This is a genomic window from Sphingomonas sp. SP5, assembly GCF_058313455.1.
The window spans coordinates 213231-225968 of the sequence record NZ_JBZFLF010000002.1 but is presented as its reverse complement, the minus strand read 5'-3'; the positions used below and the strand labels follow the sequence as shown (position 1 = coordinate 225968).

General features: G+C 69.8%; 13 protein-coding genes and 2 riboswitches. Of the genes, 5 read left to right on the top strand and 8 right to left on the bottom strand.

The genetic code is table 11. The features are described from left to right. Nucleotides 1–9: 9 nt before the first annotated feature. The 6 genes from AC4GY7_RS04850 to AC4GY7_RS04825 all read right to left on the bottom strand — a co-directional run bounded on the left by AC4GY7_RS04850 (nucleotide 10) and on the right by AC4GY7_RS04825 (nucleotide 6323). Entirely contained in the window at nucleotides 10–525 is a 516-nt protein-coding gene (locus AC4GY7_RS04850) for a CcdC protein domain-containing protein (protein WP_491112256.1), read from the bottom strand. A gap of 81 nt (nucleotides 526–606) precedes the next feature. Further along, a complete protein-coding gene (gcvPB, locus tag AC4GY7_RS04845; RefSeq protein ID WP_443585070.1) occupies nucleotides 607–2175 on the bottom strand; it encodes an aminomethyl-transferring glycine dehydrogenase subunit GcvPB in 1569 nt (522 codons plus the stop codon). Further along, nucleotides 2172–3530, bottom strand: coding sequence for an aminomethyl-transferring glycine dehydrogenase subunit GcvPA (gene gcvPA / locus AC4GY7_RS04840; RefSeq protein ID WP_491112255.1), 1359 nt, complete (start codon nucleotides 3528–3530; stop codon nucleotides 2172–2174). The genes gcvPB and gcvPA overlap by 4 nt, the downstream gene beginning before the upstream one ends. A 118-nt stretch (nucleotides 3531–3648) precedes the next feature. Continuing rightward, a complete protein-coding gene (gcvH, locus tag AC4GY7_RS04835) occupies nucleotides 3649–4020 on the bottom strand; it encodes a glycine cleavage system protein GcvH (protein ID WP_491112254.1) in 372 nt (123 codons plus the stop codon). Between the two features lies 1 nt (nucleotide 4021). Next, nucleotides 4022–5215, bottom strand: coding sequence for a glycine cleavage system aminomethyltransferase GcvT (gcvT, locus tag AC4GY7_RS04830; protein ID WP_491112253.1), 1194 nt, complete (start codon nucleotides 5213–5215; stop codon nucleotides 4022–4024). Nucleotides 5216–5274: 59 nt separating this feature from the next. Continuing rightward, a riboswitch (glycine riboswitch) is annotated at nucleotides 5275–5382 on the bottom strand. Nucleotide 5383: 1 nt separating this feature from the next. Next, nucleotides 5384–5475: riboswitch (glycine riboswitch) on the bottom strand. Between the two features lie 212 nt (nucleotides 5476–5687). Then, nucleotides 5688–6323, bottom strand: a complete 636-nt coding sequence (locus AC4GY7_RS04825; RefSeq protein WP_491112252.1) for a hypothetical protein — start codon at nucleotides 6321–6323, stop codon at nucleotides 5688–5690. Nucleotides 6324–6441: 118 nt separating this feature from the next. Between AC4GY7_RS04825 and ispH the strand changes: the two genes are divergently transcribed. From ispH to rnhA, 3 genes are all read left to right on the top strand, one after another. Beyond that, entirely contained in the window at nucleotides 6442–7413 is a 972-nt protein-coding gene (gene ispH / locus AC4GY7_RS04820; protein ID WP_443585063.1) for a 4-hydroxy-3-methylbut-2-enyl diphosphate reductase, read from the top strand. A gap of 85 nt (nucleotides 7414–7498) precedes the next feature. Beyond that, entirely contained in the window at nucleotides 7499–8452 is a 954-nt protein-coding gene (gene thrB, locus AC4GY7_RS04815; protein WP_491112251.1) for a homoserine kinase, read from the top strand. Then, nucleotides 8449–8907, top strand: coding sequence for a ribonuclease HI (gene rnhA, locus AC4GY7_RS04810; RefSeq protein ID WP_491112250.1), 459 nt, complete (start codon nucleotides 8449–8451; stop codon nucleotides 8905–8907). Before thrB ends, rnhA begins: the two co-directional genes overlap by 4 nt. Nucleotides 8908–9069: 162 nt before the next feature. Here the strand turns inward: rnhA and AC4GY7_RS04805 are convergent, their stop codons facing one another. Both AC4GY7_RS04805 and AC4GY7_RS04800 read right to left on the bottom strand, forming a co-directional pair. Continuing rightward, nucleotides 9070–10164, bottom strand: coding sequence for an NAD(P)/FAD-dependent oxidoreductase (locus AC4GY7_RS04805; protein WP_491112249.1), 1095 nt, complete (start codon nucleotides 10162–10164; stop codon nucleotides 9070–9072). Further along, on the bottom strand, nucleotides 10161–11105 hold the full coding sequence (locus tag AC4GY7_RS04800; RefSeq protein WP_491112248.1) for an alpha/beta fold hydrolase: 945 nt from the start codon (nucleotides 11103–11105) through the stop codon (nucleotides 10161–10163). The genes AC4GY7_RS04805 and AC4GY7_RS04800 overlap by 4 nt, the downstream gene beginning before the upstream one ends. A 50-nt stretch (nucleotides 11106–11155) precedes the next feature. Here AC4GY7_RS04800 and AC4GY7_RS04795 point away from each other — a divergent pair, with 50 nt between their 5' ends. Both AC4GY7_RS04795 and cpaB read left to right on the top strand, forming a co-directional pair. Next, nucleotides 11156–11635, top strand: a complete 480-nt coding sequence (locus AC4GY7_RS04795; RefSeq protein ID WP_491112247.1) for an A24 family peptidase — start codon at nucleotides 11156–11158, stop codon at nucleotides 11633–11635. 68 nt (nucleotides 11636–11703) lie between these two features. Beyond that, nucleotides 11704–12738, top strand: coding sequence for a Flp pilus assembly protein CpaB (gene cpaB / locus AC4GY7_RS04790; protein ID WP_491112246.1), 1035 nt, complete (start codon nucleotides 11704–11706; stop codon nucleotides 12736–12738).

Below are 12738 nucleotides of genomic sequence, written 5' to 3'. Positions count from 1 at the left end.
GGCCACGCGTCACCCCCGCGCAGCGACCCCCGCCAGCATCCGCTTGCCGCGCAGGTACATCTCGACGCGTTGCGCGGTGAACAGGCCGAGCGCCAGCGCCATCAGCACGTCGGTGATCGCCATCGGATCGAGCCCCGCCGGTCCGCCGAGCGTCACCGCCTCGCGCGCGCCGCTGCGCACCACGATCAGCACGACGATGAAGAGGAGCGCGGCGGGCGACGACGTCTGCCCGAGCGTATGCGTTTCGGGATCGAGCGTGATCCGCATCATCTTGCCACGCTGCCAGCCCAGTGCCGCCCCCAGGCCGAGCGCGCCCAGGCAAAAGAGCCAGCCGAGCCCCTGCGGCGGAAAGCGCGCAAAGGTGAAACCGATCACGACCGCATAGACCGCAGGCAGGATCCACAGCCGTTCGAGCTTCAACGGCCGCACCCGGCTCATCCGCCGCCAGCGCAGCGCCATGACGATGACGATGACGGCGAATGGGATCGCATAGCTGATCCACCCGCCCGGTTGCTGTGCCTGCATGCGCGTATCCCCCTGCCGTCACCCCAATGACGGCAAGGGATTAGACGCTTTCGGTAGGGCCCGCCAGCAGCAGCCGCGTCGTTACTCGGCGGCCTCGGCCAGCGGCCGCTCCTTCCACACCAGCACCGGCTTGCGTGCCGCCTGCGTCTCGTCGAGTCGCGCGCGCGGTGCGAAATGGGGAGCCGATTTCAGCGCCGCATCGCCTGCCTTCGCCCGTTCCGCGACGTGGCGCAGCGCGCCGATGAACTGGTCGAGCGCCGCCTTGGATTCGGTTTCCGTCGGCTCGACCAGCATCGCGCCGTGGACGACCAGCGGGAAATAGACCGTCATCGGGTGGAAGCCCTCGTCGATCAGCCCCTTGGCGATATCCAGCGTCGAGAACCCCTCGGCAAGGTTGGCGTCGGAGAAGATCGCCTCGTGCATGCACGGCCCCGCGCCCGCGAACGGTGCGTCGAGCGTGCCTTCCAGGCTGCGCAGCACGTAGTTGGCGTTCAGCACCGCATCCTCGGCGACCTGTTTCAGGCCGTCGGCGCCGTGGCTGAGGATATAGGTCAGCGCGCGGGTGAACATGCCCATCTGGCCATGGAAGGCGACCATCCGGCCGAAGCTGCCGGCATGATGCTCGCCCGCCGTCTCTTCCTCGACCAGCACGAACTGCTCGCCTTGTCGCTCGACGAAGGGCAGCGGCGCGAACGGGGTGAGCGCTTCGGAAAACACCACCGGCCCCGAACCCGGTCCGCCGCCGCCGTGCGGCGTCGAAAAGGTCTTGTGGAGGTTGATGTGCATCGCATCGACGCCGAGGTCGCCGGGCCGCACCCGGCCGACGATCGCGTTGAAGTTGGCGCCGTCGCAATAGACGTAGCCGCCCGCGTCATGCACCGCGTCGGAGATCGTCCTGAGGTCGCGCTCGAACAGGCCGCAGGTGTTGGGGTTGGTAATCATCACGCCCGCGACGTCCGGCCCCAGCCGCGCGATCAGCGCCGCCGTGTCGACGCGGCCATCCGCCGTCGCCGGGATGTCCTCCACCGCAAAGCCGGCGAAGGCGGCGGTGGCGGGGTTGGTGCCATGCGCCGATTCGGGAACGAGGATGACCTTGCGATGCCCCTCGCCGCGCGCTTCCAGCGCCGCCTTGATCGCGAGGATGCCGCACAGCTCGCCATGCGCGCCCGCCTTGGGGCTCATCGCGACGCTGGTCATCCCGGTCAGCGTCACCAGCCAGTGGCTGAGCTGGTGGATCACCTCCAGCGCGCCCTGCACCGTGTCGACCGGCTGCAACGGGTGCACGTCGGCGAAGCCGGGCAGCCGCGCCATCTTCTCGTTCAGGCGCGGATTGTGCTTCATCGTGCACGAACCGAGCGGGAACAGCCCGAGGTCGATGGCATAATTCTGGCGGCTGAGGCGCGTATAGTGCCGCACCGCCTCCGGCTCGGCGAGGCCGGGCAGGCCGATCGGCGCCTTGCGGCCGAGGTCCCCCAACCGCGATCCGGCGACGTCGCCCTCGGCGAAGTCGACGCCGGTCGTCTCGGTGTCGCCGATCTCGAAGATCAGCGCTTCCTCCAGCATCAGTGCCCGATTGCCGGTGAAGGTCGCGGCCGTCTCACCGCTGCGCGCGGTCATTTCGGGGCGCCAGCCGCTCTGGTTGATGCTCATGCCAGGACCTCCTCGAGTGCGGCGGCAAGGGTTTCGACATCCTCCGCGCTGGTCGTCTCGGTCACCGCGACGATCAGGCCGTTGGCGAGGTCCGCCTCGCCCGGATAGAGCCGCCCGAGCGACACGCCGGCGAGGATGCCGCGATCGGCGAGCGTCCGTACGACCGGGCGCGCCTCCTTGGGCAGCTTCAGCGTGAATTCGTTGAAGAAGGTGTGCGTGACCAGCTCGACGCCCGGCACCTTGGCGAGCCGATCGGCCGCGCGGCAGGCGCCGGCATGGTTGATCCCGGCAAGCCGCCGCAACCCCTTCTCGCCCAGCAGGGTCATGTGGATCGAGAAGGCGAGCGCACAGAGCCCCGAATTGGTGCAGATGTTGCTGGTCGCCTTTTCACGGCGGATATGCTGTTCGCGCGTCGACAGCGTCAGCACGAAGCCGCGGCGCCCGTCGGCGTCCACCGTCTCGCCGCACAGTCGCCCCGGCATCTGGCGGACATATTTGTCCTTGCAGCCGAACAGCCCGACATAGGGGCCGCCGAACTGGAGCCCGACGCCCAGCGACTGGCCTTCGCCGACGACGATATCGGCGTCCATCTCGCCCGGCGAGCGGATCGCGCCCAGCGCGACCGGCTCCGTGACGACGGCGATCAGCAGCGCCTTCTTGGCGTGGCAGGCATCGGCGAGCGGCTGGAGGTCGGCGATGCGGCCGAGGATATCGGGATATTGCACCACCACGCACGACGTGTCGGCATCGATCCCGGCGATCAGCGCGTCGATGTCCGTCTCCGCCGTCAACGTCGGCGTCGATGTTTCCAGCGTGTCGCCGGTATATTTGGCCATCGTCCGGGCGACGCTGACGTAATGCGGATGCAGCCCGCCCGACAGGATCGCCTTCGACTTGCGGGTAATCCGCCGCGCCATGCCGATCGCCTCCCAGCAGGCGGTCGAGCCGTCGTACATCGAGGCATTGGCCACGTCCGTCCCGAGCAGGCGCGCGACCTGCGTCTGGAACTCGAACAGCATCTGCAACGTGCCCTGCGCGATTTCGGGCTGATACGGCGTATAGGCGGTCAGGAACTCGCCGCGCTGGATCAGGTGGTCGACGCTGGCCGGCACATGATGCCGGTACGCGCCCGCGCCGAGGAAGAACGGCACCTCGCCCGCCACGGTGTTCCGCCGCGCGAGCGCCGTCATGTGCCGCTCCACCGCCAGTTCGGAGGCGTGATTGGCGAGGCCTTCGACAGGTCCGGACAGGCGGGCGGCCTCCGGCACGTCGACGAACAGGTCGTCGATCGATCCGGCCCCGATGACCGACAGCATCGCCTGACGATCAGGCTGGGTAAGCGGCAGGTAGCGCATTCGAACAACTCCCCCCTCCCGCTTGCGGGAGGGGTCGGGGGTGGGCCTGTCACGACGCATATGGCTGAGGAGGACAGGCCCACCCCCAGCCCCTCCCGCAAGCGGGAGGGGAGTTACATCACAGCTTTGCGACGAACGCCTCGTAGGCGGTCTCGTCCATCAGCGAATCCAGTTCCGAGGCATCGCTGAGCGTGATCTTGAAGAACCAGCCCTCGCCCTCGGGATCGGTGTTCACCAGCCCCGGCTCGTCGGCGAGCGCGGTATTGCCTTCCAGCACGTTGCCCGACACCGGCGCATAGACGTCCGACGCCGCCTTGACCGATTCGACCACTGCGGCCTCGTCGCCCTTGGACAGGCTCTTGCCGTCCTCCGGCACGTCGACGAACACGATGTCGCCGAGCTGCCCTTGCGCGTAATCGGAGATGCCGACCGTGCCGATGTCGCCATCGACGTCGACCCATTCGTGATCCTCGGTGAAGTAACGGCTCATCTCACTTGCCTCCTGCACGAACGTAGCGATGGGGAACGAAGGGCATCGGCGCGACCGTTGCCTCGTGGATCTTGCCGCGCTGGACGAGGCGCAGCGGCGTGCCGGGCGCGGCCAGTTCAGTGGGAACATAGGCCATGGCGATCGGCGCGCCGACGCTGGGGGCGAAGCCGCCGCTGGTGACGCGGCCGATCACCGCGCCGTCGGCATCGACGACGCTCGCGCCCTCGCGCACCGGCTGGCGCCCGGCGACCGACAGGCCGACGCGCTTCACCGCCGCGCCGCCCTCGCGCTCGGCGAGGATGCGGGCCGCACCGGCGAAATCGCCCGCCTCGCGCCGCCGCTTCGACAAAGCGAAGCCAAGGTCGGCCATCACCGGCGTCGTCTCGGGATCGAGGTCGTGGCCGTAGAGCGGCAGCCCCGCCTCGAGTCGCAGCGAATCGCGCGCGCCGAGGCCGATCGGCTTCACCTCGGGCTCGGCGCACAGCGCATCGGCAAAGCCTTCGGCGGCTTCGGCAGGAATCGAAATCTCGACGCCGTCCTCGCCCGTATAGCCCGACCGGCTGATCCACAGTTCATGGCCGTTCCAGGCGAATGCGCCCGCGGTCATGAACACCAGCTGGTCGACACCCGGCACCAGCCGCGCCACCGCCGCGACCGCCTGCGGCCCCTGCACCGCGAGCAGCGCCTGGTCTTCCATCAGGTTCATGGTGATATCGTCGGGCAGCACGTCGAGCAGATAGGCGAGATCGTCGTACTTGGTCGCGCCGTTGACGACGACATAATGGCTCGCTTCGCCGAAGGGATGCGCGCCTTCCGCCGGCAGCGTCGTCACCATCAGGTCGTCGAGGATGCCGCCTTCATCGTTCAGCAGCAGCGAATAGCGGATCCTGGCGGCGCCGAGGCCGGCGATATCGCCCGGCAGCACCGCCTCCAGCGCCTCGGCGACGCCGTCCCCGGTGAAGCCCACCTGCCCCATGTGGCTGACGTCGAACAGCCCGGCATGCTCGCGCGTCCACAGATGCTCGGCCATGATGCCTTCATACTGGACGGGCATCTCGTAGCCGGCGAACGGCACCATCCGGCCACTGCGGGCGCGGTGCCAGGCGTCGAGCGGGAGCAGCTGGATCGCGGGTTCGTCGCCCTCGTCCACGCCGTCGAGCGGGTCGGGCAACATCTCTGGCAGCGAATCGCTCATCAACCGTCTCCAAGCAAGGCACGGGACCGAGCAACGGCGCAGCGCCGCATCCGATCCGTCGAACCCCCTCTGTCACGGTGACCTGAGAGCTTTCACCCGGCTTGCTGGTGGTGCCGGACTTACCCCTTCGGTGGCCCCTCGAAGGGGCGCTTTCCAGAGTGTCGAGTGAGGCGGCGCGCGGTCCGTTTGCCTGAGAGATTCCGGGGTGGTTGCTCCTTCGGCGGCCCCCTTCACCAGGGGCTCTCTCCCGCGCGCGCCCATGCCGGCGAACCGGCATCGACACAGCGGGCTCTGGCCGGGGCGGCGGGGTTAGTCAATCGGGAAGTGACACTCCTCCCAAACCGTCATCCCGGCGGATGCCGGGATCCACGGACTCGATCGATCAGCCGCTTAGGGACCACACCAGCCGCGCGGCTCCATAGATCCCGTCTGTCGTCGGGATGACGGATCCAAAAGCGCCGGAGCTTCGCGCTCAGCGCTGCGCGTTATACTTCAGCTGGTCGTCGGTCAGCTGGAAGCCCACCAGCGCCTCGAAGGTCGCGCTCAGCACGGCACGGCGAATTTCGGGCCGCGACAGCGGGTCGGTGGCGGCATCCTCGTCGCCGGCCTTGCGCTTCTTGGTGAGTTCCTGGCGCACCTCGTCGGGCAGCGTCGCCGCACTGCGCGCGATCTGCGTCGAGGCGCTGCCGCTCGCCTGCGCACGCGCCTGGCCTGCATCGAAGTGGATGGCGATCTGGCCGGTGCGCTTAGCCGACACCGCGCTGCCACCACGCACGATCGCGATGTAATAGGGCAGCACCACGTCGCGCGGCCCGTCTGTACGGGTGCGGCGGGCATCGACGTCGAAGGTGATGGTGGTGGCGATCTGGTCGCCGGCGTCGTTGCAGGTGCCGCGCACGTGCGTCATGTTGGCGACCACGTCGATCGCGCTCGCATCGCGGCTGGTCGCGGGGTCGAACAGCGTGATGTCGCCGGTGCCCGCGGCGACGCCCACCGTCGGGCAGGCGGAGCGCACGGCGGTGATGCCGCCTTCCACGATCTCCCCCTTGCCGGCGCATCCGGAGACGAGGAGCGCAAGGGCGGACAGGCCGAGAAGCGGGGTTTTCACGGGAACGCGTACCTTTGTCGAACGGGCAACCAAGCCTCGCGCGGGCAAGCCGGCGGTGCGGCGCGCACCATAGGAACCGCCTTTCGCACACGCAAGCAATCGCGTAGAGCGCCCAGCCATGGCATCCCTTCCCGATCCGCACGCGGACAAGCTGCCCCTCGACCTGCTGATCGCCGCGCCGCGCGGCTTCTGCGCCGGCGTCGACCGCGCGATCCGCATCGTCGAACTCGCGATCGAAAAGCACGGCGCGCCCGTCTACGTTCGGCACGAGATCGTCCACAACAAGTTCGTCGTCGACACGCTGAAGGCGAAGGGCGCGGTGTTCGTCGAGGAGCTGGACCAGGTGCCCGACGGGGCGCCGGTCGTGTTCTCGGCGCACGGCGTGCCCAAATCGGTGCCCGCCGCGGCGCAGGATCGCGGCCTCGACTATCTCGACGCGACCTGCCCGCTCGTCTCCAAGGTGCATCGCCAGGCCGAACGGCTGGTCGCCGCCGGCCGCCACATCATCTTCATCGGCCATGCCGGCCACCCCGAAGTGGTCGGCACCTTCGGCCAGGTGCCGCCGGGCGCCATGTCGCTGATCGAAACGGTGGCGGATGCCGAGGCCTTCGTGGCCGTCGATCCCGCCAATCTCGCCTTCCTCACCCAGACGACGCTGTCGGTGGACGATACGGCGGCGGTGGTCGCGGCGCTGCAACGGCGCTTCCCGGAAATGCAGGCGCCGCGCGGCGAGGATATCTGCTATGCCACCTCCAATCGCCAGGCGGCGGTGAAGGCGATCGCCGGCGCCTGCGATGCGATGCTGGTGATCGGCGCGCCCAATTCCTCCAATTCGGTGCGCCTCGTCGAGGTGGCCGAACGCGAGGGCGTTCCCGCCCGGCTGATCCAGCGCGCCGCCGACCTCGACTGGACCTTCCTGGAAGGCGTCGGCACGCTCGGCGTCACCGCGGGCGCCTCCGCCCCCGAAATGCTGGTGCGCGAACTGGTCGACCTGCTCTCCACCCGCTTCGACGTCACCGAGCGCGAGGAAGAGACGACGCGCGAGACGATCGCCTTCAAGCTGCCGCGCGGCCTGGACGCCGCGGCCTGACGCAACCGACCCGTCATCCCCGCGGGGCCGGGGATGACGCGGGCGACGATGATCCAGCGGCGGGCGCTGCGGGAGGGGGAAGAGGATGGCCGTCTACACGCAGGTCCCGGCCGAGGCGCTGGCCGCGTTCCTTCGCCGCTACGACGGGGTCGGCGACCTCGTCTCCGCCAAGGGCATCGCCGAGGGGGTGGAGAACAGCAACTACCTCGTCGACACCACCAATTCGCGCTTCATCCTGACGCTGTACGAGAAGCGCGTCGATGCCGGCGACCTGCCCTTCTTCCTCGACCTGCTCGATCATCTCGCCGCGTGCGGCCTGCCGGTACCGCCGGCGATCAAGGATCGCGGCGGCGTGGCGATCCAGACGCTGGAGGGGCGGCCCGCCTGCCTGATCCGCTTCCTCACCGGCGTGTCGCTGACCCAGCCGACGCCCGATCAGGCGCAGACCGCGGGCGCCGCGCTCGGCCGGCTCCACGCCGCCGCCGCCGATTTCGCAGGCACGCGCGCCAATAGCCTGGGGGTGGCGGACTGGCGCCCGCTGCTGGAGCGCTGCGGCGCCGACCTCGACACGATCGCCCCCGGCCTGTTCGCCCGCATCGACTCGGCCCTCGCCGCGGTCGAGGCGGCCTGGCCGCACGACCTGCCGCACAGCGTCATCCATGCCGACCTGTTTCCCGACAATGTGCTGATGCTCGGCGCAGAGGTGACCGGACTCATCGATTTCTACTTCGCCTGCCGCGACATCCGCGCCTATGACGTCGCGGTGATGCATACCTCCTGGGCTTTCGACCCCGCCGGCTCTCCCCTGTCCGGCGTCGGACCGGCATTGGTGTCGGGTTACGACGCGACGTTCGGCCTTTCCGACGCGGAACGCGCCGCCTTGCCCGTGCTGGCGAAGGGCGCCTGCATCCGCTTCCTGCTCACCCGCGCCTGGGACTGGCTGAACACGCCGGCCGATGCGCTGGTCACCCGCAAGGACCCGCTCGCCTATCTGCGCCGGCTCGACTGGTACGACGCGCATGCGGGGGCCTTCGCATGACCGAAACGCTGCAAGTGGTCGAGATCGCCACCGACGGCGCGTGCAAGGGCAATCCCGGCCCCGGCGGCTGGGGCGCGCTGCTGCGCTTCGGCGCGCACGAGAAGGAACTGTCAGGCGGCGAGGCGCTGACTACCAACAACCGGATGGAGCTGACCGCGGCGATCGAGGCGCTGCGCGTCCTCACCCGCCCGTGCCGCATCCGCCTGTCGACCGACAGCAAATATGTGATGGACGGCCTCACGCGCTGGATCCACGGCTGGCGCAAGAACGGCTGGCGCACCGCCGACAAGAAGCCGGTGAAGAACGCCGAACTCTGGCAGGCGCTGTTCGCCGAAACGCAGAAGCACGAGATCGAATGGGTGTGGGTGAAGGGCCACGCCGGCCACCCCGACAACGAACGCGTCGACAAACTGGCGAGCGACGCCGCCGTCGCAGCGGGTCGCCCGGCGAGCTGACCCGGCAAGCTTTTCCTCTGCCCCCGCCCCCCCCCTTCACGCACCGTTCGCCCTGAGCCTGTCGAAGGGCGGCTTTCCACGGGCGATCCGCTTGCGGCACGGTGCCCCTCGACAAGCTCAGGGCAAACGGAAACAGGGTAAGCCGGGTTTCCGCGCGATGCGTTAACCGAACCGCCCCGGAGCGTATCGCTCCGGATCGACCTGCTCCAATCCCGACGGCACGGCGGTGCCCAGCAGCAGGCTCGCCGCCAGCGCCGCCCCCGCCGGCGCGGTCTGGATGCCGAAGCCGCCCTGCCCCGCGCACCAGAAGAAGCCCGGCACGCGGGCGTCGAAGCCATAGACCGGCAGCCGATCCGGCGCGAAACTGCGCAGGCCCGCCCAGCGCCGCTCGACGGCGTTCACCTGCCAGTCGACCACCCCTTCGAACCGGTCGATCGCGACCGCGACGTCCATCTCCTCGGGCGCGGCGTCGCAGGGGTCGACCGGCGTCTCGTCGTGCGGGCTGAGCCACAGCCGCCCGCCCGCCTCGGGCTTGAAGTAGAAACGGCCGGCGATGTCGGCGACGTGCGGCAGCGTGGCGGGCGCCGCGGGATCGGTGCGAATCTGCGCGATCGTCCGGCGATAGGGGCGAATACCGAGCGGCGCCGCGCCGACGCGTTCCGCCACCGCATCCGCCCAGGCACCCGCGGCATCGACCAGCACGCCCGCGCGATATGTCCCCGTCGGCGTCTCGATCGTCCAGACGCCGTCCGCGCGACTCGCCGCCGCCACGGCGGCGCGCGTCGCGATCGTGCCACCGCCCCGACGCACCGCGGCGAGGTAGAAGGCGTGAAGCGCCCCCACGTCGATATAGGCGCAGCTCGGCTCGTACACGCCCAGCGTCCAGTCCGCCCGCAAGCCCGGCACCATCGCCGCCGGGTCGACCCGCGACAGCGGCACCGCCGTCCCCTCGAATGCGGCGAGGAACGCCTCCACCGCCGCCGCATCCTCCGCCCGCCCGATATGCAGCGAGCCCAGCGGATCGAGGAACCCGCCGTCGCGCAACGCCGCCTCCGATGCGCTGGTCAGCGGCTGGATGCCCGGCCCGCCATAGGTTTCGGACCAGAAGGCCGCAGAACGCCCGGTGGCATGATAGCCCGGCTGATCCTCCGATTCGAGCAACAGCACGCGCGCGTGCGGCACCAGCGCGGCGGCCAGGCTGGCCCCGGCGATCCCCGCGCCGGCGATCGCGACGTCGTAGGTCGGGCCGGCGGTCATCCATGCGCCTCCAGAAAGGCGTCGATCAGGCGATAGGCGCGCAGCCGCACCGCATCGTCCTCGCGCAGAATCTCATGCGCCGATTCGACGCCGAATCGCTCCATCTGCACATCCGGCAGCTTCGCCGCGACTCGCAGCGCGGCCTGGGCATCGACCAGCCCATCCGCCTCGGCGACCAGCATCAGGATCGGCGTCGCCAGCGTGGCGAGTCGCGGATCGGCCTGCAACCGCGTGCAGGCGACGAACGCCTCCAGCACCCAGGCCCAGCTCGGCGGCCCGAGCAGCAGCGCCGGATCGCGCGCATACCAGAAGGCTTCGTCGCCGTAGCGCTCCACCGAATGGGTGAGCAGCTGCTGGCGATGGCCGGCGGATCTCGCGTCGTCGCGCACCGTCCATGCCGCCCGCGCCGGATCGCCGATCCGCGTCATCAGCCGCGCGACGCGGGTCCCCGCGCCGACGCCGACCGGCGAGCGGATGCCGATCATCGGTGCGACCAGCACCACCGCCTGCGGGTCGATGCCCCCGTCGAGCAGCGCGCGCAGCGCCAGATGCCCGCCCATCGAATGGGCGAGCAGCATCGCGGCCCCGTCCCCCTCCGCCCGCCAGTCGCGCCAGAAGGCGCCGAGGTCCGCGACCCAGGGATCGAAGCTCGCGGCGTGGCCGACGCGCGGGTCGGCGGACAGGCGCCCCGATCCCCCCTGCCCGCGCCAGTCGAAGGCGGTCACCGACCAGCCGCGATCGTGGAGGTGCGCGATCGTCTCCAGATACTTTTCGATCACGTCCGCGCGTCCGCCCTGCACCAGGATGCGGCCACGGGGAGCCGGATGCGCCCAGTCGAAGCGGCGGTGGCGCCAGCCGTCGGGCGCCGTCCAGCACGACAGCCGCGCATCGGCCGCCATCTCGCGGCGCAGGCGGGTCGCGTCGATCGTCGTCGGGGTCATGCCTGCGATGGTTACGTTTTCCTAAGCCATCGCGTCTACCTGTTACGCCGATGGGGTGGGACAATCTTGTGGGTCTGACGCTGGTCGGCGTCCTCGCCGCGCTGCTGCTGGCAGCGGGGATCGAGGATGTGCGCAGCCGAGAGATCGCCAATGCGAAGAATGCCGCGATCGCGCTGCTGGCGCCATTGTGGTGGTGGGCGATCGGCCTCGGCTGGGGTGAGGTCGGCGTGCAGCTACTCGTCGCCGCCGTCGCCTTCGCCGTCTTCGTCGGTGCCTTCGCGCTCGGCTGGATGGGCGGCGGCGACGTCAAGATGATCGCCGCACTCGCGCTCTGGCTGCCGCCGGGGCGGCTGGTCGAGATGCTGATGGTGATGTCGATCCTGGGCGGCGCGATCACGCTGCTGCTGATGTTCGAACGCCGCTGGCAGCGGCGGATCGGCGAGGTGGAGGTGCCCTATGGCGTCGCCATCGCCGCCGCGGCGCTGCTCGCGCTGCCTGCGCTGCTGCCGCCGACTTTGTCACAAACCTGATCTTAACCACTCTGATTCAATGCTTGTCCCGGTTCAAACACCCGGTGCGCTGAAAGGCCCGATGCAACATGGATAGTCGCAAGATCGTTTTGCTGGTGGGCGCGTTGTTCGTCGCCGGCATCACGGCATTCGCCGCCCGCACCCTCATGTCGGGTGCCGCCGCGCCGCAGGCGGTGGCGATGGGCCAGCCCGCGCCGGTCGTGCCGACCGGCCCCGAAGTGCTGGTCGCCACCCGCGCCCTGCCGGTCGGTACCATCCTCGATGCCACGGCGCTGAAGTTCCAGCCCTGGCCCAAGGAGCTGGTCGACGGCGCCTATTACCTGAAGGCCGGCACCGACCTCACCAAGCTGCAGGGCACCGTGGTGCGCAACGCGATCACCGCCGGCCAGCCGGTCACCAAGGGCGCGCTCGTTTCGCCCGGCGACCGCGGCTTCCTGGCGGCGGCGCTCGGGCCGGGCATGCGCGCGGTCACCGTCTCGGTTTCCAACCAGGCGGCGGTCGCCGGCTTCGTCTTTCCGGGCGACCGCATCGACCTCGTGCTGACGCAGACGGTCAACGGCGGCGGCGACGGCCAGCCGCTCAAGGTGTCGGAAACGATCATGCGCAACGTCCGCGTGCTCGCCACCGACCAGCGCACCGACAACACGGTGGGTGAAGACGGCAAGACGCGGGTCAGCACCTATTCCACGGTCACGCTCGAAGCGACGCCCAAGATGGCCGAACAGGTCGCGGTCGCCCGCACCATCGGCGAACTGTCGCTGTCGCTGCGCGCACTCGCCGACAATTCCAGCGAACTCGAAGAAGCGATCGCCAGCGGCGCGGTGAAGGTGCCGGACGGCGATCCCAAGGCCGAAAAGGCGATGATGGTCCGCATCGCGACGCAGCCGCAGAGCGGCAGCTCGAGCTACGCGACCGGTGCCGACGTCTCGCGCTTCCAGCGCAGCTCCGTCCCAGGCCGGACCGCGCAGGGGCCGATGACATCGATGGGCGGCCCCGGTGGCGCGCCCGCCACGGCCACGACGCCCGCGGCCGTCACCGGGCCCAGCGTGCGGGTCGCGCGCGGCAACAACGTGACCGTGGTTCCGGTCGGGGGGAAGAATTAA